Source organism: Haloarcula sp. HT12 (genome assembly GCF_055271655.1).
Window position 1 is genome coordinate 46,958 of record NZ_JBUXKW010000003.1, and the last position, 24,103, is coordinate 71,060.

The following is a 24,103-nucleotide window of genomic DNA, read 5'->3' on the forward strand; positions in this document are numbered from 1 at the left end:
ATGCAGGGACAAAACCAACAGCAGGCCTACGACCGCGGGATCACTATCTTCTCCCCGGACGGACGCCTCTACCAGGTCGAGTACGCCCGCGAAGCGGTCAAACGCGGCACAGCAAGCATCGGCGTCAGAACGAGCGACGGCGTCGTTCTCGCCGTGGACAAGCGCATCCGGTCGCCGCTGATGGAGCGCTCCTCGGTCGAGAAGATCCACAAGGCCGACGACCACATCGGCATCGCGTCGGCCGGCCACGTCGCCGACGCCCGACAGCTCATCGACTTCGCCCGCCGACAGGCGCAGGTGAACCAGCTGCGCTACGGCGAGCCGGTCGGCGTCGAGACACTCACCAAGGAAATCACCGACTACATCCAGCAGTACACCCAGGTCGGCGGCGCGCGCCCGTTCGGCGTTGCGCTCATCATCGGCGGCATCGTCAACGGCGAGCCGCGCCTGTTCGAGACCGACCCCTCCGGGACGCCCTACGAGTGGAAGGCCCTCGCTGTCGGGGCCGACCGCGGCGACATCCGGGACTACCTCGAAGAGCACTACGACGAGGAGATGGACCTCGACGACGGCGTCGACCTCGCGCTGGCCGCCCTCGCGTCGGTCAACGAGGACGAGGTCACGCCGGAGGGCATCGGCGTCGCCACGGTCGACGTCGAAACGGAGACCTTCGGCCAGTTGACCGACGAGGAGAAGGAGGCCCACCTCGCGGAGGCCGACCTGCTTCCAACTGACGAAGACGCGGACGACGAAGACACCGAGGAAGAGTAACGCTTCCGACGGCCCTCGCGGGCGACTGGACTCTTTTCTGTCCGACGACGCAGTAAGGCCTTTAACTGGCCCACTGCTACCGACGGGTATGATATCGCTTGACGAGGCGGTGACGGCGCGCCTCGAATCCCACGGCCAGCGGTTCGAGGTACTGGTGGATCCGGACGCTGCGCTGGCGATAAAACGCGATGACTTCGACGGCGACCTCGAAGACGTTATCGCGGCAGAGGACGTCTTCGAGGACGCCTCGCGGGGGGACCGACCGCCCGAGAACATGCTCGAAGAGGTGTTCGACACGACCGACCCGATGGCCATCATCCCCGAAGTCATCAAGCGGGGGGAAATTCAGATCACGGCCGATCAGCGTCGCGAGATGCAGGAGCAAAAGCACAAACAGCTCGTCCAGCGGATCACGCGCAACGCGGTCAATCCCCAGATGGACGACGCGCCACATCCGCCGGAGCGCATCGAGTCCGCGCTGGAAGAGACGGACTTCAGGGTCGACCCGATGGAACCTGTCGAGACGCAGGTTGACGACGCCCTCGATGCGCTCCGGCCGGTCATCCCGATCCGGTTCGACGAGGTCACCGTCGCCGTGCAGGTCCCCGCGGACTACGCCGGGAGCGCCCAGGCACAGATCCGGCAGTTCGGCGACCTCGAACGCGAGGAGTGGCAGTCGGACGGCTCGTGGGTCGGCGTCCTGACGTTCCCGGCTGGCCTGCAAAACGACTTCTATGACGTAGTGAACGAACACACCAGTGGCGAGGCGGAAACCCGCATCATCAAGGACGAAGACGACATCAGTACGCGCGGTTGACGCCGCGGCGTCGCGTTACCCTTTCTTGAACCCGACTAGGAAGCCGGCAGTAAAACCGGCGCTGACGGGCAGCGCAGAGAGCAGCGACATGATCCACGACGGCGGTTGCGTCGCCGCCGCATCTCCCGCAGTGCCGGTCGCGTTCTGTGCGGCCCCGCCGATTGCGTCCCAGTTCACTTCGAGGATGCCGCGCGTCTCCAAGAACTTGAACAGCGCTAGCTCGATGCCGATGATGACGGCGATGAGTTTGGCGACTTTCTTCGCGGCGAACCCGATGAGCCCGCCGATAAGGCCGCCGCCGCCGAACTCGAGGCCCATTTGCTGGAGGCCAAGCCCCTCTAGTTGCAGTACGAACTCACCCATACCGCGTACCTGACTGTCTGTTTTTAAATCCTTTGTGCTCCCCTGAAGCTCTCTTTTTATACTCAGATACGAGCCAGCGGGCAACGTATCACTGCTAATCAACAGCCGCCTGCAGAACCCGGGGAAATATTTCCTACACTGTACCATTTCTTTACTCATATCCAAAGATTTGTATGCGACGACCGAATCCTTCTTACTGTTCAGAGATGGCTGACGAAACATCCACTGACGATATGGACGACGGGGAGGCGGGGACGATTACTGGAGACGCGGAGGAGATTAAGTCGCGGACCAATCACAATTGGTGGCCGAACAAGCTGGATTTAGATATTCTTGACGACAACGCCAGCGACATCGGCCCGTACGGCGAGGACTTCGATTACGCCGAGGAGTTCCAGAAGCTCGACCTCGAAGAGGTGAAGGCGGACCTCAAAGACCTGATGACGTCCTCCCAGGACTGGTGGCCGGCTGATTATGGTCACTACGGGCCGCTGTTCATCCGGATGGCCTGGCACAGCGCCGGCACGTACCGCACCACTGACGGTCGCGGCGGCGCGTCCGGCGGGACACAGCGGTTTGCGCCGCTCAACAGCTGGCCCGACAACGGGAACCTCGACAAGGCGCGCCGGCTGCTCGAACCGATCAAGCAGAAGTACGGCCGCAAGCTCTCCTGGGCCGACCTGATTATCCTCGCCGGGAACACCGCCCTCGAATCGATGGGCATGCAGACGCTCGGCTGGGCCGGCGGCCGCGAGGACGCCTTCAAGCCCGACGAGGCCATCTACTGGGGGCCCGAAGACGAGTGGGAAGCCCCACAGGAACACCGTATCGACGAGAACGACGAACTCGAGGAGCCGTTGGGCGCGACCGTCATGGGGCTCATCTACGTCGACCCCGAGGGACCGGACGGCAATCCTGAGCCGCTCCGGTCGGCAAAGCGGATCCGGCAGGCCTTTGGCCGCATGGCGATGAACGACGAGGAAACGGCCGCCCTCATCGCCGGCGGGCACACCTTCGGCAAATCCCACGGTGCCACCGACGACGACATGGGTCCCGAGCCTGAGGCAGCCCCCATCGAGGAGATGGGCCTTGGCTGGCCGAACTCCGGCAAGGGGTCGGAGACCACCACAAGCGGTATCGAAGGCGCGTGGAACCAGTGGCCGACGATGTGGGACACCTCCTATCTCGACAACCTGCTCGATTACGAGTGGCAACTCACGGAGAGTCCCGCCGGCGCGAAGCAGTGGGAACCGGTCGACGAGGAGGCATACGACACCGTCCCGGACGCCCACGACCCGTCCGAGAAGCACGCGCCGATGATGATGACGACGGACATCGCTCTCAAGCGGGATGAGGAGTTCCGAGAGATCATCGAGAACTTCCGCGATAACCCGCCCGAGTTCCTCGACGCCTTCGCACGAGCGTGGTACAAGCTCATCCACCGCGACATGGGGCCGCCCGAGCGCTTCCTCGGCCCGGACGTCCCGGACGAGACGTTCATCTGGCAGGACCCGCTCCCGGATGCTGACTACGACATCATCGACGACGAGCAGGCCGAGGAACTCAAAGCCGAGATCCTCGATACGGACCTGTCCGTCTCGCAGCTTGTCAAGACCGCCTGGGCGTCGGCGTCGACGTACCGCGACAGCGACAAGCGTGGCGGCGCAAACGGCGCGCGGATTCGGCTCGAACCCCAGAAGAGCTGGGAAGTGAACGAGCCGGCGGAGCTTGAGACGGTGCTGTCGACCCTGGAAGACGTCCAGGATGAGTTCAACAGCTCCCAGCCGGACGAGACGAGAGTCTCGCTGGCCGACCTCATCGTGCTGGGCGGCAACGCGGCCGTCGAGCAGGCAGCGGCCGACGCCGGGTACGACGTGACGGTTCCGTTCGAGCCCGGACGCACGGACGCCACGCAGGAACAGACTGACGTCGAGTCCTTCGAGGCGCTGAAGCCGGACGTGGACGCGTTCCGCAACTACTTCGGCGGCGAGTACAGCGCGCCGGTCGAAGAACTGCTCGTGGACAAGGCCGACCTGCTGGACCTGTCGGCCGCCGAGATGACCGTGCTGGTCGGCGGACTGCGGACGCTGGGCGCGACCTACCAGGGGTCGGACCTGGGTGTCTTCACCGACGAGCCGGAAACGCTGAACAACGACTTCTTCGTGAACCTGCTCGACATGGACACGACGTGGGAGCCGGTCTCGGATGAGCGAAACGTCTACGAGGGCCGCGACCGCGAGACGGGCGAAGTCAAGTGGAAGGGAACCCGCGCGGACCTCATCTTCGGCTCGAACTCCCGTCTACGCACGATTGCGGATGTCTACGGCAGTGAGGACGAGGAAGAGACGTTCGTCCAGGACTTCGTGGACGCCTGGAGCAAGGTCATGAAGCTCGACCGCTACGACCTGGAGTAATCCCAACAGCGACCCACTGACTCGGGGCTGTCTGCTCCGCTGCCGGAGCAAACCGGGTCACCGCTCCGCCGTATCATTTCTGGCATGTGTTTTGAACTACCCGACGGGGCCACCCCGGGGGTTAAATAATCGGACGCCGTAGTTTTCTACCGAGTGACGGCGACACACACACCCGAACGGGCGGTCATCGCGAAGCGTGTCGACAGTGGCACCGCCGACACCGAAGAGATCCGGGATCTCGCTCGGGCGGCCGGCTACGAGGTCGTCGACGAGATCACACAGACCAGGACGGAGGACCCGGCGTACCACCTCGGCGAAGGGAAGGTAACGCGATTGAGCAACGCGGTCGCCCGCGAAGGGGCCGCTGTCGTCATCTTCGACAACCAGCTCGGCCCGTACCAGACGTACAACATCGGTAACGAACTCCCCGAGCGGGTGCGTGTCATCGACCGCTTCCGGCTCATCCTCGAAATCTTCGGCCAGCGGGCCCAGACGCGGAAAGCCCAGCTCCAGGTCGAACTCGCGGAGTTGCGCTACGAACTCCCGCGTGCGGAGGCCAAGGCGAGCCTGGCCAAGCGCGACGAGCGGCCGGGGTTCATGGGTCTGGGCGAGTACGACGAGTCCCGCGAAGAGGACATCAAAAAGCAGATCGCCAACATCCGGGACGAACTGGAATCTATCGAGGAGACCGAACGCCACCGCCGGGAGCAGCGCCGCGAGTCCGGGTTCGATCTCGTCGCGCTGGCCGGCTACACCAACGCCGGGAAATCAACGCTCCTGCGTCGCCTCGCCGACGACCTCGACGTCGACGAGAACGACGACCTGCATCCCGACCTTGACACCACGGCCGAGAGCGAGGACCGGCTGTTCACGACGCTCGGGACGACCACGCGACGCGCCGAGGTCGGCAAGCGCGAGGTGCTGGTCACCGACACTGTCGGCTTCATTCAGGACCTCCCCCACTGGCTCGTCGAGTCGTTCAAGTCCACGCTCGGGTCGGTGTACCACGCCGACCTCGTGTTGCTCGTCGTCGACATCTCCGAGTCCGTCGAGGAGATCCGGGAGAAACTGGTGACGAGCCACGACACGCTGTACGAACGCAACGAGGCGCCCATCGTCACGGTCCTCAACAAGACCGACCTGGTCGACGATGAGGAGATACGCCGGAAGAAAGACGCCCTCTCCTCACTGGCCCCGAACCCGGTCGCGGTCAGCGGCAAGCAGGGACTCAACATCGACGAGCTGGCCGAGCGCATCGACCGCGAACTCCCGGACTACGAACGCGAACGGCTCGTCCTCCCGATGACCGACGACACGATGAGTCTCGTCTCGTGGATCCACGACCACGCCAGCGTCGACACGGTCGATTACGGCGACCAGGTGGTCATCGAGTTCGAGGCGCGGCCGGCCATCATCGAGCAGTCCCGGGCGAAAGCCGGGGACCTGGTCGGTGCGTCGGCCTGACCCCGGCCGCTACGGTTGTCCTTCTCGCTGCCACAGGACGCTCGGTATCTCGTCTAACAGATCCGTTGCGACCAGTCCGTAGCCGCGCTCGTCGACGACGCGGTCGCCGACGCTGCCGACAGTGTAGGCGGCGATGGCGGCCGCGTCGAGCGGGTCCTGAACGCAGGCGAGCGCGCCAGTCACCCCCGCGAGCACGTCGCCGGTTCCGCCGACCGTCATCCCCGGGTTGCCAGTCCGGCCGACTCGGGTCCGTTCGCCGTCGGAGACGATGTCGTAGGGGCCTTTGACCAGCAGCGTCTGACCGATCTCCGACGCGAACGATTCCACGAGGCCCATCCGCTCCCGCCAGTCCGCGGATGTCTCACCACCCATACCGAGAAGTTCGCCCTGATGGGGTGTGCAGACGAGTTCGGCGTCAGTTTCGATGTCCGGCACCACCGACAGCGCGTCGGCGTCGACGACGGCCGCCCCCTCGAATCCGGACAGCAAGTCCCCGACCGCGTCAAGCGTCGCGTCTGCGTCGCCCAGTCCCGGTCCGAGGACGAGCGTGTCGTGTTCCGCCGCTAGTTCGGCCAGGTGATCGACGTGGGGCGGTGCGAGGTGATCGCCGTCGAAGGGTCTGAGGATGAGGTTCTCGCTGTAGGACTGGATCTCCCGTGCCACGACGGCCGGACAGGCGACCCGGACGAGGTCGGCCCCGCCTCTGAGGGCGGCCTGTGACGTGAGCGCTGGCGCGCCGGTGTACGGGCCGCCGCCGACGACCAGCACCTCGCCGTTGTCGCCCTTGTGGCTCGCGGGGTCCCGTTCGAGGCGGGTGAGGTCGCCCCGCTCGACGAACAACTCGGCCGCGTCGGGGATGCCGATGTCGGCGACAGTGACGGGCACGTCGAGGTCCGGCAGGCCGGGCTTGGTGTCGTGAAACGTGACGACGTGGTCGGCGTCGACGGCGTTGTCGGCCAGCCGTCCCGTCTCCGCGTCAAGCCCGGACGGGACATCCACCGAGAGGACGGTCCCGTCGCTCTCGTTCATCGCCGCGGCGGCCGTCGCCTCTGGTTCCCTGAGATCGCCGGCGATTCCTGTCCCAAGCATCGCGTCAATGACCACGTCGGGACTCCCGAGGTCGAACGATGTGGAGTCTGTGACCGTTTCCGTCGGGTACTCGGCGTGCTGGAGGGCATCCCAGTTCTCCCGGGCAATCGTCGTCGAGATGGCGTCCGGGCGGCCCAGCAAGAGCACGCGGAGGTCGTAGTCATCGAGAAAGCGGACGGTGACGAGCGCGTCCCCGCCGTTGTTTCCCCGCCCGGCGACGATGGTGACCTGATCGCCGGGGGCAGCGATGGTACGGACCGCCCGTGCGACCGCGTGACCGGAGGACTCCATCAACTGCTTGCGCGGGACGCCGAGGGCGGCGGCGTTCTCGTCGACCACTCCCATTTCGGAGCCGGTGAGCATACCCGCGGGTTCGCCCGCCAGTGAAGTAACTCTACGGGACGGCGGCCTACCAGCGGACCTCGAAGCCGTCGATACCCTCGGGGTCCTCGTACTCGACTTCCACGTCGGTCACGTCCGCCCGTTCGCTCCCGTCGTGGCAGAAATCGATCATCGCGTCCACGTCGGCTTCCGGGCCTTCGAACACCGCCTCGACGCGGCCGTCGTCGAGGTTGCGGACCCATCCGTCGACACCCTGGTCCTGTGCGCGCTCCCGCGTGGTCGCTCTGTAGTAGACGCCCTGAACGCGGCCGGAGACGAATACGTGTGCTCGCGTGCGAGCCATATCCGGTGGTTTACCGTCATGCTCCGTTATACTGTCGGCTGCCGCCACGCCGCCTCAGTTCTCGTCGCTGCCGGTTCGGAGGTAATGGAACAGGTACGTCTGTGCGTAGCCGGCGTACTCCCCGCCGAGCGCGGCCCGGATGGCCCGTGACGTATCGGTGTAGTTGCCCCGCTCACAGTCCGGGTAGTACTCTTCGATGGTCGAGCGGATCCAGGTGTCTAGCGGGACCGCTTCGAGATAGCCAAGCGAGAACAGTAACACACAGTCCGCGACCTTGTCCCCGACGCCGACGAAGCGAGTGAGCGACTCCCTGGCGTCCTCGTAGTCGAGGCCGACGGCGTCCTCCGGGTCGGCCTCGCCGGTGGCGATCATCTCCGCCGTGCGCTGGACGTACGGCGCGCGATACCCCAACCCGAGCTCCCGGAGCCGTTGTTCGGTCGTGTCGGCCAGCGCCGACGGCGTCGGATAGGCGTTGTACGTTCGGCCGTCGAACTCGATTTCCTCGCCGAACGCACTACGGAGCGCCTGTTGCATACTGTGGATCCGGGCGACGCGCATCTGTGCCGAACAGATGAACGAAATGAGGGACCCGAACGGCGGGTCCTGAACCAGTCGCATCCCCCAGAACGCGTCGTAGGCCGACTGGACCACGTCGTCGTCCGGGGCCGTCTCCCGAATCACGGAGAGATCGTCCGCAAGTCGGAGGAGACGTTTGAGGTCCGCTTCGGCGTCGATGGAGGACTCCCATTCGAGGACGCCGTCCTGCTGGCGGACGCGGATGACCGCTGGCGACTCGCTGTGGCGGATCGTGGTCCAGTACCACGCGTCGCTACCGGTCGCCCCGTCACGCTGGTACATCTCGCCGTCCGCTCGGTCCCAGAGGTAGGACTGCCCGCTCTCGACAGTTGCCTGCAAGTCGATACCGCCGGCCAGCGACTCGACATCAATGACGCCCCGTTCCATTGTCCTGTACGTACGGGTTCGGAGGTAATGGCGTTACGAGTTCCGTCCGCGTCGCCCCGGCGGACCAGTCCACTTAGCCGGTCCCACCTGTCACTGTTTTTTGTCGTCGTGACGTTTTGCGGCGCTTGCCCGCGTCCCGCTGGATAGTGTTTTCCACCGCCCTAAACCCCGTTATATGGGGATTTACATACACACTGTTTCAGGGCTAACCTTCATTATATTGGAAAACGAACATTCTAGCATGAATTGCCGAGTTGTCGTCGAGGCCGCAGTCCCAGTGTACGACGTGGCGTCTGCGGATGAGGCAGTTCGCATCGCCATCTCGAAGACGGGAGAGATGCTGAATCCCGACCTCAACTACGTCGAGATCAACATGGGGGACCGGCACTGCCCACACTGCGGTGAGACACTGGAACCTGCGTTTCTCGCTGCCGATGAGAGTCTCGTCGCACTCGAACTGGAAATGACCGTGTTCAACGTCGAACGGGACGAACACGCCGCCCGAATCGCTCGCAAGGAGATCGGGCAGCGGCTTGAGAACATCCCGCTTGACGTGCTCGAAATCGAAGAGATTCCGGAGGAATCCGACGAGACAACTGAAGACGAGTCTTCATCTACGGAATCCACAGCCGAGGCCGACGATCCGCCGTCGGGCGGGTCCGAAGACGAATCTGACGACGTGTTACCCGAGTTCGAGGAATTAATCGACGAGTAACTACCCTCACCGAGCGGCCGACCGGAACCATTCTCTCCCCTGACGTATGGCGATTCTGACACCAATCCGACAGTCGTTATACAGCCCCTAATGGCATCGCTGTACGGGACGACTGCAGAGATACTACGGACAACCGTTAGTCCGCGGCGGCAGAAACAGGCTCTTTGGCTTCGTCAGACATTTCGGACGCAATACCGTCAGCAATCGCAAAGACAGCCGCCTTGTGGTCTGTTTTCGATTTGTGGATCGATGTCGGCTTGACACCGAGTTCCTCGTATTCGTCGTGGTCCACTTCCGTCCCGGATTCGGCTTCGTAGTGGTTCTGTACCTGTGCAAGCAGGCCGTGAAGGTGAATGAGCTCCTGCTTTTTCATAGTCAACCCAAGGTAACAACTGGAAGGTTATAGTACTACTCTGATGAAGGTTAACACACGACCCTGCCTTTACTACGTAATAGTTTATGATTATTTCACGCAGTGAAATACATTGTATATATTTTAAACTATATTTTACCATGCCTCCGGAGGGGGTCCCGCAAGCCAACTTGGAGTTACGCCACGCTGATAGACCGGCCGGGGCGACAGACTGCCGATTCGATCTCATTGCTGACGACGGCGGCTGACAACCACGATTATGGGGTGGCTACGCCTACCATCAGTATGGCCCAAGCGACTCTCCCATCGGAAACTGAGATCGGTCGGGTAGCCCTGACTGTCGATGACCTACCACCGGTTGTCGATTTCTACCGTGATATTGTCGGGCTGGACGTCCTGGACTCGGACGCGGACCGGACACTACTCGGTGCGGGTGGACAGGAGCTTCTCGTCCTGATCCAGCAGTCGGATGCACCGGCCAGAGGTCCTGCGGGGACTGGGCTGTATCACGTCGCGTTTCGCGTTCCGTCGCGGGCGGCGCTGGGCGATGTACTCCGCCGTATCGACTCCGAATGGACACTCGCCGGCGCGTCAGACCACGGCGTCAGCGAGGCACTGTACCTGTCGGACCCGGCCGGTAACGGCGTTGAGATCTACCGGGACTTTCCGCGGGCGTCGTGGAAGGAGACACCGTCAGGTCACGTCGAAATGGTGACGGAGCCCCTCGATACTCAGGCGGTTGCGGCCGCCGGGGCTGGCGAACAGTCGATGCCCGCTGAGTCCGATATTGGACACATCCATCTGGAGGTCTCGTCGGTGGAGACAGCCCAGTCGTTCTACGCTGATGCGCTCGGACTGCGGGTCAGGGCGATGTACGACGGCGCGGTGTTTCTGGCGGCCGGAGAATACCACCATCACATCGGTGCCAACGTCTGGCAGGGGCGATCCGAACCACACCACGGCCAGGGATTGGCGTGGTTCGAGATTCGGCTCCCCGACGAGGCGACCCTCGATGCAACGCGAAAGCGCCTCAATCGGACCGACTACACCGTCTCCGAAACCCCTACTGGTCTCACGGTGCGCGACGGCGACGACATCGAACTCCGACTGCGAACCTGACCACGGGACGTTTCGATCCACTGACTGATGTGTCCAGTCAAGTGTCTCCGTGCGCTACCTGTGGTATGCACACGACACGTCGGCTGGCTTCCGAAGCCGGACGAACGCGAACTGGGACCGACCGAGCGGGCTTGACCGGACAGGGCCGACAGCCGGAGGGGACGCGATGAGCGGTCCCCATCAGGACCAACAGCTCGTGACCGCGGGAACTTCGCTGTCGGAAGCGAGCGCGGCAGCGGTGCTGGTCCACGGGCGGGGTGCGACTGCCAGGAGTATCATCCAGATGGGGGCGGAGTTCCAGGCGGACGGGCTGGCACTGCTCGCTCCGCAGGCCGCGCGCAACACCTGGTACCCCAACTCCTTCCTCTCACCGGTCGACCAGAACGAACCCGGCCGGACATCGGGGCTGCAGGCTATCGCGGACGCCATCACCGAGGCCGAGGAAGCCGGGATTCCGACCGACCACGTGCTCGTTCTGGGCTTCTCTCAGGGAGCCTGCCTCGCGAGCGAGTTCGTCGCCCGCAATCCGCAGCGCTACGGCGGCCTCGTAGCCCTCAGCGGTGGCCTCATCGGGGAAACCATCGACGAAAGCGAGTACGAGGGCGACGTCGAGGAGACGCCGGTGTTCCTGGGCTGTAGCGACGTCGACCCGCACATCCCGCAGGAGCGCGTCGACGTTACCGCCTCGGTCTTCGAGCAACTGAACGGGGACGTGGAGAAACGCCTCTACGAGGGGATGGGCCACGGCGTGAACGAGGACGAACTGGAGTACGTCTCGTCACTGGTCGCTGACCTCGTCAGCTAAGGGGTCCGGCCAGGTAGCTCGGCTACGGGCGTGTCCTGCTGAGCGGCCGCTCAGGGAGTTACCGCCCCCTCACCGCGAGGTTTAGTGGTTGGGAAACTCACACATGTTATGGACCTCTCCCGCCGGCACCTTCTCGCGACGCTCGGAGCCGGTGTCACTCTCGGCAGCGCGGGCTGTGTGGGAGACGACGGTTCGAATTCCGGTGCCGGTTCGACATCCGGTACGGGAACCGGCACGGCATCGACGGTGACCGACCGGAACGACGGGCCAGAACCGCCGATATCCGACAGCCGGCCGTATCTGGCTTACGAGACCGAGACGCTCGAAGACAACATTGTGAGCGGCGGCGTTTCCAAAGACGGGATTCCGGCCATCGACGAGCCGACGTTCGCCGACACGCCGCCTGAGACGCTCGACCCGGACGACCCGGTGTTCGGTGTGGTCCGCGACGGGGAAGCGAAAGCGTATCCGCAGTACATCCTCGTCCACCACGAGATCGTCAACGACACCGTCGCCGGCGACCCCGTCGCCGTCACGTACTGCCCGCTGACGGGCACTGCTCAGGGGTTCGAACGTGGCCCGGTGGAGTTTGGCGTCTCCGGTCGACTGGTGAACTCAAATCTGACGATGTACGACCGGGGCACCGATAGCTGGTGGCCACAGATGCTGGCTACGGCGATTAAAGGCCCACTAACTGGCGAGTCGTTACAGGAGTTCCGGGTCATCTGGACTACGTGGGACCGCTGGTCCAGGGCCTATCCGGAGACGACAGTTTTGACCGAAGACACCGGTTTCTCGCGGCGCTACGGCGTCGACCCGTACGGCCAGTACAACGAGAAACGCGGCTATTATTCGAGTAGCCGGACGCTGTTCGAGCCGCTGCAAGGTGACAGCCGCGCTCACCCGAAGGCCGTCGTTATCGGGACCCGGTCCGAGACGGGGGCGATAGCGTTCGACAAGGAGACGCTGCTCAGTCAGCGCGTGCTAACCGGTTGCATTGACGACACGCAGTACGTCGCCGTCGCCGACAGCGACCTCGCAACGGGCTATGTGTACCTGAATCCGGAGTCGGTGACGGTTGAGGCGACGGATGACGGCTATACGGTCGACGGGGAGAGATACGCTGCCGATTCCCTTCCGCTCGACCGCTCGCTGGCCTTCGACGCGATGTGGTTCGCCTGGGCCGGCTTCTATCCGGGGAGTGGGTATGTCGACTGACAGTCCAACGGACGAGGTCGGCCCGGCTGCAAGAGCCGAAGGCCTGCTCCGGAACACGAGCATCGCAGTTCGTGGTGCACTTACTCGCCGCGATGGACGGGTGACGCTGGGTGGGACGGGACTGGTCTACTTCCTGTTGTATCTCGTCGGCCTCAGACATCTCGGCCTCGGCCGGCCGGGGTTTACGATGTCAGTGGTCAAGGATCCGCTCACCCGCGCGTTTCGGCAGGTCGGCCCGTTCCAGTGGGAACCGGTCGCGCTGATCGTCGCCGGCCCCGTGGAACTGCTTGTCGCGCCGCTGAACATGCTTCTCGGAGGCCTCCTGGCCGTACTGGTCGGACTCAATCTCGCCGTCTCCGTCGTCGTGTGGCGCGGTCCGTCGGCCTGCCGCCTCAGTCCGGGCGCGGGGACCGTGGCGGGCTTGCCGGGACTGCTCTCCGGATTCGCCTGCTGTGGTCCCACTATCCTGCTCGTCGTCGGGGTCCAGGCGAGTGCTGGGATCCTCTCGGTGTTCCAGTGGCTGCTTCCCATCACTGTCGTGGCACTGCTCGGCGCGCTTCTGTGGGTCGGCAGCCGGGTCGAGCCAGCGTGATCGGGGAAGTAGCCAGTTCCTACTGCTGAGATCGGAGCGTAGCTGCGAGCTACCGGACGATTCTGGGACTGGTACTTTTTTCCCTCGATTCGGGGGAAACATATAATTACTTCCTACGACCCATCTACCAGTATGACCGCTACTGTCGTGAGCGAGGTCAACCGACCCTACGTGCCGACGGGCGGGGCGAAACTGACCGCTGAGATCGACGTCGAGCCCGGCCGGTTGGAGGAACAACCCACGCGACAGATCGCCCTCTGTATCGACGCCAGCGGGTCGATGGCCGGTGACGACATCGAGCAGGCACGCGCGGGCGCGGAGTGGGTGTTCGGACTGCTCGACGAGGACGACTACATCTCGATCATCGCCTTCGACAACGAGGTCACGACGGTGCTTCCGCCGACGCGCTGGGGGGCTATTTCGCGCGAAACGGCGGTAGAGGCGGTTGCTGACATCTCCGCCGGTGGGGGCACGGATATGTACAGCGGCCTGCTGGAGGCGAAGGCATCGCTGCAGGGCTTGCCGAGCGACGACAGCACGGCTCGACGGGTCCTGCTCCTCTCTGACGGGAAAGACAACTCTCACGACCCCGAAGCGTTCGGCGCGCTGGCACGCGAAATCGACAGTGAGGGCATCCGAATCAAGGCGGCTGGCATCGGGAGCGACTACCGCGAAGAGACCATTCGGACGCTCGGTACCGTCGCCCGCGGCGAGTGGACCCATCTGGCGGCCGCGGGTGACATCGAGTCGTTCTTCGGCGACGCGGTCGAGGAGGCCGGCACGGTCGTCGCTCCCGACGCCCGCCTCGAACTCGACGTGGCCGACGGCGTCGAGGTCAGCGAGGTGTACCGCTCGCTCCCACAGACCCAGTCCGTGACTCCCGACTGGGAGGACAACACGGCCGTTGTGCCGCTGCCCGACCTGCTCGACCGGGAGACCCAGCGAGTCGTGCTGAAGATCCACGCACCGGCCAACGACCCCCAGGACTCAGTGTCCCTGGCCGATGTCACGTTGAACGCCGCCGGTGAGACGACTCGGGAATCAATCACTGTCGACTACACCGACGACGAGGCGAAACTGGCCGAACACAACGAACAGGTCGATGTGGACCACCGCCAGACGGTCATCAAAACGGAACTCGGGAAGGGCAACGTCGCCGAGGCACAGACCCAACTGGAACGGATGACGCGGATCCACGGCGAGGACACCGAGGCCGTCCGGACCGCGGAGCGGGAGACGCAGATCGTGATGGAAGGCGGGCGCGAGGAGCAGAACAAGGCGACGAAGATCGTCACTGACGAGGGTATCCAGAAGTGACTGCAACGGCCCGCAATGTCGGTGGGGTCCTCACAGGCTGGAGCAACGACTGACGCATGGCCTGGGAACCTGAGAGCGGTGACGTCATCGCCGGCCGGTACGAACTCGAAGAGTTCCTCGGCAAAGGCGGGTTCGCGAAGGCGTTTCGTGCGCGAGACACCGAGTCGGGCGAGGCGGTCGCAGTCAAATACCCCAACTACACCGAGTCCCAGAACGACCCCGACATCATCGAGGAGTACTTCAAAAAGGAAGTCGGCTCGCTCGAGCGCATCCGCCGGGCCGGCGGCCACGAGAACGTGATGGACTACTACGACCAGGTCACGGAGCGCGACGTCCCGTTCCTGGTGGTCCAGCTGATCGTCGACGGGATCGAACTCGACGAGGTCATCGGCCAACATGGGCCAATCGACGATACTGAGCAGGTCCGCCAGATCGGCATCGACCTCTGTGACGCGATGGGGTTTCTCCACGAGAACGAGATCGTCTACCGGGACCTGAAACCGGAGAACGTGATGCTCACGCCCGATATCACGCCCACGCTCATCGATTTCAACACGGCGACGGGGTTCGACACCAGCGGTGACCCCGCCTCCGGGAACACGGGAACGACGATTCTCGGGCCGTTCAAGCCCCGCGAAGTCGCCGAGGCTAGCCGGACCGATGTACGTCAGGGCCCCTGGTCGGACGTGTACTCCATCGGGAAGATACTCCTGTTCCTGCTCAAGGGCAGCGTCCCGAAGAAAGACGGCGTGAACCCCCAGGCGTTCGGGGCCGACTGTGACGACTATCTGGCGGAAATCGTCGAACGAGCCACGCAGACACATTACCGCGACCGGTACCGGAACGCGACGGTCCTCAAGGAGGTCCTCGAACGGCGAGACCCCACGCCGCCCGCGACGGCGTCGGTGACGTATATCCAGGCGGATAGGCAGTTCACCGTCGAACCGGGCGACACTATCGGGCGACAGGGTGCGAGCGGTCCCCCGGCGTCGATAACAATCGAGGACCCACAGGGGGAGTACATCTCCTCAGTGCAGGTGCAGTTCGACATCGAGGGCGGCGACTGGTCCCTCCACGACCGGAGTCTCAACGGCACCTTCGTCCAGAAAGGGGCCGGCTGGCAGCGGGTCCTCTCCGCGCCCGGACGCGACCGCCTGCGATCCGAAGGCGAGGACCCGACAGACAGGCACGGAAACGTCCCGCCGGAGTCGGTGAAACTCACGGACGGCGATCTGGTGTCGCTGGTCCATCCGACCTACGGGGTCACGTTCGAGTTCCATCCGGAGGAGTCATGAGATACAGCACGAACTACGACATCGGCGACAGGAAGCGAGGACAGGGCATCAACGAGGACAGCGTCTCGATGACGGTGTTCGAGGAGGGGCATCGCGATGGCTACCGGGGACAGAACAGGCCGCAGTCGCCGCATCCAGACACGGCAGGCGATGACGAAACAGCGGACGGGAGTTCCGATACTGCGGGGGCCGCGGACACCGATGACGGTACGGACGCGTCCGACACCGGCGACGCGGACACGTCCGACATCGGTGGCAACAGCCGACCGATGAACCGCTCGGCCGGCGTGTTCGTGGTCGCCGATGGTGCCGGCGGACACGACGCCGGCGACATCGCGTCGTACATCGCGACGACCACCGTGGCCGAACACCTCGCGCCCGTGGCGATCCGAACGGCCCGGAGCTATCCCGGTGGCTTCGATGTCGATGTGGCCCGTGACGTGCTGTCCGACCCGCCCGGCGAGCGAGAACTCGAAGCCGCCGTTGCCGAGGCGATTACGGCGGCCCATCGCGAGATCATCCGGTACGCCGACGAGGCCGGGACCCAATCGTACACGACGGTCGTTGCGGGGATTTACGCCGACGGGAAGCTGCATTATGGTTGGGTCGGCGATAGCCGGGCCTACGTCGTCAACAGTGCTCGTGAGACGGTTTCGCCGCTGACAAAGGACCACGCTGTGGTTCAGGAGTGGGTCGACAGCGACGAAATCGATCCTGTCGAGGCACACGTCCATCCGAACGGGAACGAAATCACGCGCGCCCTGGGCGGGTCCGGCTACGAGGGCCCCGACGAGGCGACCGTCGAGGTTGACACACGGACGGTCAGACTGTACGCGGAAGATACGGTGCTGGTGACCAGTGACGGACTCATCGATGCACAGACCGACGCGCCGGACCTGTACGAGGAGTACGTCGACGCGGACCGCGCCGACGCGGTGGCCGACCGCATCCGCGAGGCGGTCGTCACCGACGACGAGATCCGGGACGTGGTCCTCGATGCGCCGTCGCTTGATGCGGCGAGTCGGGAGTTCGTGTCGCTGGCAAACGACCGCGGTGGGAAGGACAACATCTCCGTCCTCCTGTTCGCTGACAGCGCGCTCCCGAAAACACCGGAGAGCGGCGGAATGCCGGTTCGGGATATCGACCCAGATCTCGATATTTCCGAGCGTGACACGGTTATTATGACAGACGAGTAGAGAGAAAGTTTCGTGGGACAAGTATTTTATTTCTCGGCTCTGTAGTATCTAACGAAATCCATGCCTGAATCCGACCGCACGGTAAAATGCCCCATATGCGACGAGGACTTCGATCCGACAGTCGCCGGCGGGTGGTGCACAAACCCGGACTGTGGTGAGTGGCAACACACTGACGACACCGCCGCTGATTCCGACACCGACGACGGGGTGCCGGAGGACGCTGACCTGATTGCGGAAGGCACGAACGAGGCGACCCGGTCGGTGGGGGCTGGCGACGATGCCGACACTGTGGCTGGACACAACGTCGACGATAGTGGTGGCGACGAAACAGCAGAGAACGGGGCTTCGGGCACTGGGGCAGCCGAGACCGGAGACGTGGATTCGGAGACGGCTACGGGTCGGGACACCGAAGACGACACTGAGGACGACAACCAGGCCGGGCCGAACGCAGGAGGGGCCGACGGAGCCGACGATAAACCGGATCAATCCGGAGACTCCGATCCGCTCGCTGAAGCGTCCGACGAAAGCCCGGAAACGGACGACGAAGCGACGATTATCTGTCCGGACTGTGACCGGGAACTCGACGCCGACGCGAATTTCTGCGTCGACTGCGGTGCCGACGTACAGGACATTACGCCGGGGGCCGACGGGTCGCTCGAGGCGTGCCCGTCCTGTGACACCGCTGTCGATGACGACGCCAGCTTCTGTGTCAACTGCGGGGAGAACTTAGACGCCCACCGCGGTGATACTGCCACGACGACCACCGATTCGACAGCCGACACGTCGCCCACTGACACGGCGTCCGATACGTCGGCAGTGGACGAGACAGCGGCCGCGGACAACGCTGTCGATACGCTCGCGTCACAGTCTTCCGACGACGCGACGGTACCGGACAAACTCGTTCTATCGGTCGAGGGGCGTGATATCACCGTCGAAGACGGGGACCGCATCGGTCGGGAGATCCGGGCGGCGCTCCTGGACGCCGGGCGACCGGAAGACGAAGCGGTTCGGATCCACCGCGAACACGTCAGGTTCGACCGAAAACCGGAGGGGTACTATCTGGTCGACCTCGGGGACAACCCGACGCGGCTGAACGAGACGCCGCTGCAGAAAGGCGACCGGAAACCGATCCAACCGGGCGATGAACTCGAACTGTCGGGCGTCGCCACGATGACGATCCGGGCGGCGTAACCACCCATAATTAAGCGGTCGGTCGGGAAACATCAGGCCAATGGAGCGTGGTCGACTGGGGGCGGAATTCCGCGAGTCCGCCGCACTACTGCGAGCCGAAACCTGGCTGTTCGCCGGCACGTGTCTGGCATGGGTCGCCTACGGCGGCTGGGTGCTCGCAACTGGATTGCTGTTGGAAACGCTCACAGGGCTCGAACGTACTGTTTTCACGACACCCGGTGTGGGTGCTGTCTCCCTGCACACTGTTCTCGCCGCCGTTGTCTGGCTCGCCGTTCCGTCGCTGGCTACCGTGGTCCTCCTCAACCGACGGCTTCGGAACAGCTACGGCAACCTCACCGATGCGTATCGATTGGATCACCCGAGCCTGCTGCTGGTCGTTCCTGGTAGTGTGCTCCTCGGCTGTCTATTTCTCAGTATCACATTCGGACAGCGGCGTCCGCTCACCGTGGTAGCACTGTTCGGGACAGTCCATCTGGTCGCCCGGACCGTCGCCTACGGACACCGCGTGTACACGTTTTCGTTGCCGCCGCTCCTGTCGCTGCTGGTGTTCGTGAGCGCATTCTCGCTGGGTGCCGGCTGGCTCGTGCAGGCAGCCACAGCGCCCGGTGCGCTGGCGGCGCTGTCCCCGTGGCTGACCCGGGCTGGCGTCGGTCCCGTTGTCGAGGCGGCACTGCAACTGACGGGCGTACAGCCGTCCCAGGCGACGCCCCTCTTCATCGCCATTCCCGGCGTGCTGGCAAGCGTGTACCTCTCCCTCCAACTGCTCGCCGGGGCCGTCGTCAGGAGCCGCGCGCCGCTTGCGAACCCACAGCGCCGCCCGGACCAGCGGTTCCCGATCATGCCACCGGTCGGCGGGCCGCGAAACGGAGACGAGACTCCAGCCCCTGACCGCAATGTGGATGCTGAATCGGATTCCCCGGAACAGACTACGGGCGAGACCGACACCGTGGCTGATGACAGCGACGCGGAGCCATCGGGACACACCGGGACGCGAGTGTTCTCGCCCGACGAGATGCCACAGGCGCAACCACCTGCCCGCGAATCGGCGCAGGACAACGAACGGCCATCTGACGAGGATGCCGGATCAGCGACGGCGGCCAGAGACAGCGGTACAGAACCGGAGATTGCCGGGACGGACGATACCCCTTCGGCGACCGAGGAGGCATGGATGGACGACACGGCCGTCTTCACACCGGATAGCCGCGATGCCGGCCAGTCGTACTGTAGCGAGTGTGGCGAGTCGCTCCCGCCCGACGCTGACACCTGCCCGTCCTGTGGTGTCCCCGTCGACGGGTGAGGTGGCTAGCGGTTCGAAACGGGGATGTCACCGATCTCAACGGTGTATTGTGTCGACTGTGCTGACTCCCCGTCCGGATACTGGAACACCGTTACAGAGACGGTGTCCGGTCGTTCGCCCGGGGGAAGCAGCCACGACTTGGTCACGTCAGCAGACTGGTCGGCGGTCAGCTTTCCGGTGCTCCCTGCCCCCTCGACCGTCTCTCCGTTGCGGGTGGTGACGCTGTCGAGACGAACTGCCGCGGGGTCTGACCCGGTATTCGTCACATTCACCGTGAGGGAGAACCGCCACCCCTCGTCCGCGGTGACGACAGACGCTGCCTCGATACGGGCTGAGACCGCCGCGGATTCGAGAATCGGATCGCCGACGCCGGCACCGGCCTGCTCCGCGGTCGGCGTTTCAGGGACAGCCTCTCCCCTGGTGTCTCCGATCAAGTGATGCCCCATCATACTCCCGAAGGTGACGACTTCGATGAGAATCGGCAAGCCGATCCCGACGATGATGAGGAGTCGTAGCAGCGTTTTCTGCTCCGGACCGTCGACGTCGTCCAACATGATGAGAGAGTAGTGAAGTGATGTTAGACCGGAATCGGCGGACTACCGGGCGCGAGCAGTCCGTCGGCGACCATACTGGCCAGTGGCGGTCCGTAGGCGATGACGATGAGCAGCAGGGCGATCGCCGTCCAGAGCTTGTAGTTGTCAAGGACGCGTGGGCTGTGTTCCGCGCCGGACAGGGGCTCCGGAATCGTCCCGTTGACCGACAGCGTTCCGCCGCGCCGAGAGAGCAGGGTGTCGGCCATGACGATGAGGAACATCGCCGCGCCGACAAAGAGCAGGAACCCACCGATCGCGATCTGGAGGCGCATCTCGCCGACCGTTCCGGCGACGCCCTCGAACGCGAACTCGTCGTACGTTGGTTCGGCGGTCCGCCGCGGAATGCCGGCGAGGCCGGCGCGGTGCATGGCGTTCGACATCACTGCCATGCCCACGAACCAGACGTACGGCTGGAGCACAGCGAGGGTGCGCTGTTGCAGTTTCTTCCCCGTGATCTGCGGGACCAGCCAGTAGCTGATGGCCATCGCTGTCAGCGCGAACGCGGTCCCGACGGTGAGGTGGAAGTGGCCGGGCACCCAGATGGTGTTGTGGATGAGGTAGTTGATGTTCATCCCGGCGTTGATCATGCCGGAGAAGCCTCCCGCTGCGAACATCAGGCCGGCGAGCATACAGCCGGCGAAGGCCGGTTTGCCCCAGGGCAGCTCCCGGAGCCAGGAGAGGTAGCCTTTTGCACCCCGCTGGCGAGCGCCGTGTTCAACCGAGGCGACAACGGTGAACGCGGTCAACAGCGAGGGCAACAGCAGGAACATCGTGTTCGTCATCGCAATGAACTTGTAGCCCGAGGGGATGCCGGGGTCAGTGTACTGGTGGTGGAACCCGACCGGGGTCGAAAGCAGCAGGAAGGCGACGAAGACCACGCGAGCAAGCGGGTCACTGAACAGCCGCCCACCGGCCAGCTTCGGCAGAATCGTGTACCAGACGAGATACGCCGGCATGAGCCAGAAGTACACGACCGGGTGGCCGAAGTACCAGAACAGCGTCCGCGTCAGCAGCGGGTCGACGTTCTGGATGAGGCCCAGCGACCACGGAATGAGGAAGGCGACGACCTCGACGGCGACGCCGATAGTGGAGACGTACCACATCAGCATCGTCGTCAGGACCATGAACGTCTGCAGGGGAATGCGCTCACCGGGGTTCTCCGAGCGCCAGTCCCACAGGGACTTGAAGTACGCGAGGCCGGCGACCCACGAGCCGACGATGATGAGCGCAGCGCCGATGTAGAACGCCGGATGCGCCTTCATCGGGGCATAGAAGGTAAACAGCACGTCCGCTTCGAGATCGTGGCCCAGTATCGACGGCGAACCGACGATACCGCCGATGATGGACACGGCTGCAAGCACTGTCCCCGTGAGCATTATCCAGAAGGCCGACCAGGCGATGCGCTGTGGCAGCTCGCGTTCGAGACTGTTAGCGACAGCCCACGTGAACAGTCCCGCGATGAAGAACGTGGTAAACACGAGCGCCAGCAGGACGCCGTGGCCCGTCAGAATCGTGTAGTAATCGGCCGAGCTGACGAAGCCCCGGAACACGCCGGTCCGATGAAGCGCCTGAATGACGCCGAACAACGCACCGATTCCGAGGGCGATAAACGAGACGAGGAACTCGCTACGGATCAGCTTCGACGTTTTCGGGTAGGAGTCGACGAACACCATCAGTTATCCGCCTCCTGTTGTGCCTGTGCGTCATCTTCGGGTTGCTCGATGTTCTCTTGCTGCATATCGTACTCCTCCGGCGGGACGACTTCCACGGAACCGCCCATCGTGTGATGGGCCGCACCGCAGTACTCGTGACAGACGAGTCCGTAGCTGCCGGGCTCGTTGAACCGGGCCGAGACTTCGGAGACCTGGCCCGGAATGACCATCGTGTTGATGTTGGTCTCGACCACGGAGAACCCGTGCGTCACGTCCGCACTGGTTACTTTGAACGTGATGTTCGCCCCTGCGGGCACACGGATCGGCGTGTCCCCGGTCCCGGGCACGAACTGGAACTGTCGGGCGACGACGTACACGACGTACTGGTCGTCGCTCTCCTTGACGACACCGGGATCGTCGAACTGAGTCCCGGTGTTGCCGTTCTGTACCGCTTCTGCGCTTATCTGTCCGCCCGCATCGTCAACCATCCCGACGCCAACGCCGACCGAGCCGTAGGCGATGGTCGCGATGAAACCGACGATGAGTAGTATCGCTGCACCGAGCCAGACTTTTTCGAATCTATGAACCTGCATGGTATCACCCGATTATCGAGACACGGCCGAGGAACTCGACGAAGTACATGAACACCCACAGCAGGCCGATCAGTACGAAGTAGAACGCGACCAGCGCCGCCGTCCCCTTCGGATCGTACTCGTCGTGACCCAGTTCGACAGCCGGTTCCGTTTCAGCCGCCTCTTCGACCGGTTCCGGTCCGGTCGCTCGCTGTAGCTCGCCACCTCCGCTCGTCTGTGGCGGCCGCCCGTTCTGGCGGCGTCGCATCGCGACCGCGAACAACAGCGGCGAGAAGAACGCCAGCAGGACCGAGCCCGAAAGGAGCCACTGCGGGCCGGAGAGTTCGATACCGCCGCCCTCCTGTCCGTTTCCGCCACTGCCGCCACCGCTGCCATCAAGCGGGCCGCCGACGACGACGGCACCCTTCATGCCGAGCGACTCGTGGGGCGTACAGACGTATTTGTACACGCCCATCTCTTCGAAAGTATGGCTGTAGGTGGTTCCAGCTTCGCTGACCGGGTCGCCCGAGTCGAGCGGGCCATCGCCGTCCGAGACGACGTTGTGGCCCCCGCCTTCGCCGGTCCAGGACCACGTCACTTCAGTCCCTGGTGTCACCCGGACAGCCGGCGGATCGAAGGCGAACGCGCCGTTGTTCCCCTGAGCGCCGACCGTTATCTCGACACTATCGGCGTCGGTTCTGTCGACCGTCGTCCCGTCGTAGTTCGAGACGTCGTCGAACCAGCCGCCGTAATCCGGGTTTTCCGGCGGGCCTTGCTGCTGTTGGCCGCCGGAGCCACCGTCACCGGAGCTACCGCCGCCGGATCGGACGACGACCGCGCCTTTCATCCCGAGCGATTCGTGGGGTGTACAGACGTACTTGAACATCCCCTCCGACTCGAAGGTGTAGCTGTAGGTCGTTCCGGCCTCGCTGACCGGGTCACCGGAGTCGAGCGGGCCGTCACCATCAGAAACGACGTTGTGGCCGCCGCCCTCACCGTTCCATTCCCAGACAACCTCCGTTCCCGGACTGACCATCACCGCCGGCGGGTCGAAGGCGAACGCGCCGTTGTTGCCCTGTGCGCCGACGGTGATCGTAACGGTGTCCTGTCCCCGCTGGTCGACGGTCCCGTCGTAGTTCGAGACGTCGTCGAACCAGCCGCCGTAGTCCGGTTCCTCCTGTGCTGTCGCCGTACCGGTCGCGGCCAACGCCGCTGTCCCGGCTGCGGCACCGACGAACTGTCGCCGACTCAGCGCCATCGCCGCACCCCCATCGAGACGTGCGAACCTGGCAGCTGACTGCATCTAGCTTCGTGCCGTACCATATCTGGGAGGATAACAGATTACCTAAAAAACCCCTGATGGTGTTTTCAGCCGGCAGGAACGACCCAGCTATTTTTATAACCCCTCTAACGTACGGTCGGATATGTCTGCGTCAAGTCCGCGGCTCGTAACGTTGCTGGTGCTGCTTGGGCTCGCGCCGGTCGCGTACTACATGCAGGGAACCGGACGCTCCATCGTCGCGCTCTCGCTGATCAGCGTCGTCATCATCGCCGGCAGCCTGTTCTGGATGACAAAACCGACCGAGTCGAGCACTGTCTGAT

Annotated in this window: 24 protein-coding genes; 15 read left to right on the forward strand and 9 right to left on the reverse strand. The window is 64.1% G+C overall.

Annotation, left to right across the window (positions count from 1 at the left end):
• Both psmA and ACY9XZ_RS09955 read left to right on the forward strand, forming a co-directional pair.
• Entirely contained in the window at positions 1 to 771 is a 771-nt protein-coding gene (psmA, locus tag ACY9XZ_RS09950) for an archaeal proteasome endopeptidase complex subunit alpha (RefSeq protein WP_463456894.1), read from the forward strand.
• Positions 772 to 859: 88 nt separating this feature from the next.
• A complete protein-coding gene (locus ACY9XZ_RS09955) occupies positions 860 to 1,588 on the forward strand; it encodes a ribosome assembly factor SBDS (protein WP_463456895.1) in 729 nt (242 codons plus the stop codon).
• A gap of 15 nt (positions 1,589 to 1,603) precedes the next feature.
• On the opposite strand, the gene ACY9XZ_RS09960 is transcribed toward ACY9XZ_RS09955, so the two are convergent.
• Positions 1,604 to 1,951, reverse strand: a complete 348-nt coding sequence (locus ACY9XZ_RS09960) for an FUN14 domain-containing protein (RefSeq protein ID WP_463456896.1) — start codon at positions 1,949 to 1,951, stop codon at positions 1,604 to 1,606.
• Positions 1,952 to 2,184: 233 nt separating this feature from the next.
• Between ACY9XZ_RS09960 and katG the strand changes: the two genes are divergently transcribed.
• Both katG and hflX read left to right on the forward strand, forming a co-directional pair.
• Entirely contained in the window at positions 2,185 to 4,365 is a 2,181-nt protein-coding gene (gene katG, locus ACY9XZ_RS09965) for a catalase/peroxidase HPI (RefSeq protein ID WP_463457480.1), read from the forward strand.
• A 153-nt stretch (positions 4,366 to 4,518) separates the two neighbouring features.
• Complete coding sequence (gene hflX, locus ACY9XZ_RS09970; protein WP_463456897.1) at positions 4,519 to 5,829, forward strand: GTPase HflX; 1,311 nt, start codon at positions 4,519 to 4,521, stop codon at positions 5,827 to 5,829.
• A 9-nt stretch (positions 5,830 to 5,838) separates the two neighbouring features.
• On the opposite strand, the gene ACY9XZ_RS09975 is transcribed toward hflX, so the two are convergent.
• From ACY9XZ_RS09975 to ACY9XZ_RS09985, 3 genes are read right to left on the reverse strand one after another with little or no spacing between them, the layout of a single operon-like run.
• Positions 5,839 to 7,281, reverse strand: a complete 1,443-nt coding sequence (locus ACY9XZ_RS09975) for an NAD(P)H-hydrate dehydratase (protein ID WP_463456898.1) — start codon at positions 7,279 to 7,281, stop codon at positions 5,839 to 5,841.
• Positions 7,282 to 7,327: 46 nt separating this feature from the next.
• On the reverse strand, positions 7,328 to 7,651 hold the full coding sequence (locus ACY9XZ_RS09980) for an acylphosphatase (protein WP_463456899.1): 324 nt from the start codon (positions 7,649 to 7,651) through the stop codon (positions 7,328 to 7,330).
• Positions 7,652 to 7,657: 6 nt separating this feature from the next.
• Positions 7,658 to 8,566, reverse strand: coding sequence for a DNA-3-methyladenine glycosylase family protein (locus tag ACY9XZ_RS09985; protein WP_463456900.1), 909 nt, complete (start codon positions 8,564 to 8,566; stop codon positions 7,658 to 7,660).
• 241 nt (positions 8,567 to 8,807) lie between these two features.
• Between ACY9XZ_RS09985 and ACY9XZ_RS09990 the strand changes: the two genes are divergently transcribed.
• The gene (locus ACY9XZ_RS09990) at positions 8,808 to 9,281 is read left to right on the forward strand and encodes a DUF555 domain-containing protein (RefSeq protein WP_463456901.1); all 474 of its coding nucleotides are present in this window, start codon (positions 8,808 to 8,810) and stop codon (positions 9,279 to 9,281) included.
• 136 nt (positions 9,282 to 9,417) lie between these two features.
• Here ACY9XZ_RS09990 and ACY9XZ_RS09995 read toward each other — a convergent pair whose 3' ends face one another.
• The gene (locus ACY9XZ_RS09995) at positions 9,418 to 9,654 is read right to left on the reverse strand and encodes a UPF0058 family protein (RefSeq protein WP_137685002.1); all 237 of its coding nucleotides are present in this window, start codon (positions 9,652 to 9,654) and stop codon (positions 9,418 to 9,420) included.
• Between the two features lie 285 nt (positions 9,655 to 9,939).
• Between ACY9XZ_RS09995 and ACY9XZ_RS10000 the strand changes: the two genes are divergently transcribed.
• The 9 genes from ACY9XZ_RS10000 (at position 9,940) to ACY9XZ_RS10040 (ending at position 19,684) form a co-directional block, all read left to right on the forward strand.
• Positions 9,940 to 10,773 (forward strand): VOC family protein, encoded by an 834-nt coding sequence (locus ACY9XZ_RS10000; RefSeq protein ID WP_463456902.1) that lies wholly within the window; start codon positions 9,940 to 9,942, stop codon positions 10,771 to 10,773.
• Between the two features lie 166 nt (positions 10,774 to 10,939).
• A complete protein-coding gene (locus ACY9XZ_RS10005; protein ID WP_463456903.1) occupies positions 10,940 to 11,578 on the forward strand; it encodes an alpha/beta hydrolase in 639 nt (212 codons plus the stop codon).
• Between the two features lie 108 nt (positions 11,579 to 11,686).
• A complete protein-coding gene (locus ACY9XZ_RS10010; protein WP_463456904.1) occupies positions 11,687 to 12,796 on the forward strand; it encodes a DUF3179 domain-containing protein in 1,110 nt (369 codons plus the stop codon).
• Positions 12,786 to 13,388, forward strand: coding sequence for a hypothetical protein (locus ACY9XZ_RS10015; RefSeq protein WP_463456905.1), 603 nt, complete (start codon positions 12,786 to 12,788; stop codon positions 13,386 to 13,388). Before ACY9XZ_RS10010 ends, ACY9XZ_RS10015 begins: the two co-directional genes overlap by 11 nt.
• A 132-nt stretch (positions 13,389 to 13,520) precedes the next feature.
• The gene (locus ACY9XZ_RS10020; protein WP_463456906.1) at positions 13,521 to 14,705 is read left to right on the forward strand and encodes a vWA domain-containing protein; all 1,185 of its coding nucleotides are present in this window, start codon (positions 13,521 to 13,523) and stop codon (positions 14,703 to 14,705) included.
• 56 nt (positions 14,706 to 14,761) lie between these two features.
• Positions 14,762 to 16,000: a serine/threonine protein kinase gene (locus tag ACY9XZ_RS10025; RefSeq protein ID WP_463456907.1), complete on the forward strand. Its 1,239-nt coding sequence runs from the start codon at positions 14,762 to 14,764 to the stop codon at positions 15,998 to 16,000.
• A complete protein-coding gene (locus tag ACY9XZ_RS10030; RefSeq protein WP_463456908.1) occupies positions 15,997 to 17,196 on the forward strand; it encodes a PP2C family protein-serine/threonine phosphatase in 1,200 nt (399 codons plus the stop codon). Before ACY9XZ_RS10025 ends, ACY9XZ_RS10030 begins: the two co-directional genes overlap by 4 nt.
• A 60-nt stretch (positions 17,197 to 17,256) precedes the next feature.
• Positions 17,257 to 18,387 (forward strand): double zinc ribbon domain-containing protein, encoded by a 1,131-nt coding sequence (locus tag ACY9XZ_RS10035; RefSeq protein ID WP_463456909.1) that lies wholly within the window; start codon positions 17,257 to 17,259, stop codon positions 18,385 to 18,387.
• Between the two features lie 40 nt (positions 18,388 to 18,427).
• The gene (locus ACY9XZ_RS10040; RefSeq protein ID WP_463456910.1) at positions 18,428 to 19,684 is read left to right on the forward strand and encodes a zinc ribbon domain-containing protein; all 1,257 of its coding nucleotides are present in this window, start codon (positions 18,428 to 18,430) and stop codon (positions 19,682 to 19,684) included.
• Positions 19,685 to 19,689: 5 nt separating this feature from the next.
• Here ACY9XZ_RS10040 and ACY9XZ_RS10045 read toward each other — a convergent pair whose 3' ends face one another.
• Genes ACY9XZ_RS10045 through ACY9XZ_RS10060 form a run of 4 tightly spaced genes read right to left on the reverse strand, consistent with a single transcriptional unit; the run spans position 19,690 to position 23,759 of the window.
• The gene (locus ACY9XZ_RS10045) at positions 19,690 to 20,238 is read right to left on the reverse strand and encodes a hypothetical protein (RefSeq protein WP_463456911.1); all 549 of its coding nucleotides are present in this window, start codon (positions 20,236 to 20,238) and stop codon (positions 19,690 to 19,692) included.
• A gap of 23 nt (positions 20,239 to 20,261) precedes the next feature.
• Positions 20,262 to 21,950 (reverse strand): b(o/a)3-type cytochrome-c oxidase subunit 1, encoded by a 1,689-nt coding sequence (locus tag ACY9XZ_RS10050; RefSeq protein ID WP_463456912.1) that lies wholly within the window; start codon positions 21,948 to 21,950, stop codon positions 20,262 to 20,264.
• Positions 21,950 to 22,522: a cytochrome c oxidase subunit II gene (locus ACY9XZ_RS10055; RefSeq protein ID WP_463456913.1), complete on the reverse strand. Its 573-nt coding sequence runs from the start codon at positions 22,520 to 22,522 to the stop codon at positions 21,950 to 21,952. The genes ACY9XZ_RS10050 and ACY9XZ_RS10055 overlap by 1 nt, the downstream gene beginning before the upstream one ends.
• Positions 22,523 to 22,526: 4 nt before the next feature.
• On the reverse strand, positions 22,527 to 23,759 hold the full coding sequence (locus ACY9XZ_RS10060; protein ID WP_463457481.1) for a halocyanin domain-containing protein: 1,233 nt from the start codon (positions 23,757 to 23,759) through the stop codon (positions 22,527 to 22,529).
• A 166-nt stretch (positions 23,760 to 23,925) separates the two neighbouring features.
• Between ACY9XZ_RS10060 and ACY9XZ_RS10065 the strand changes: the two genes are divergently transcribed.
• Positions 23,926 to 24,102: a hypothetical protein gene (locus ACY9XZ_RS10065; RefSeq protein ID WP_463456914.1), complete on the forward strand. Its 177-nt coding sequence runs from the start codon at positions 23,926 to 23,928 to the stop codon at positions 24,100 to 24,102.
• The last annotated feature ends 1 nt before the right edge of the window (position 24,103 follow it).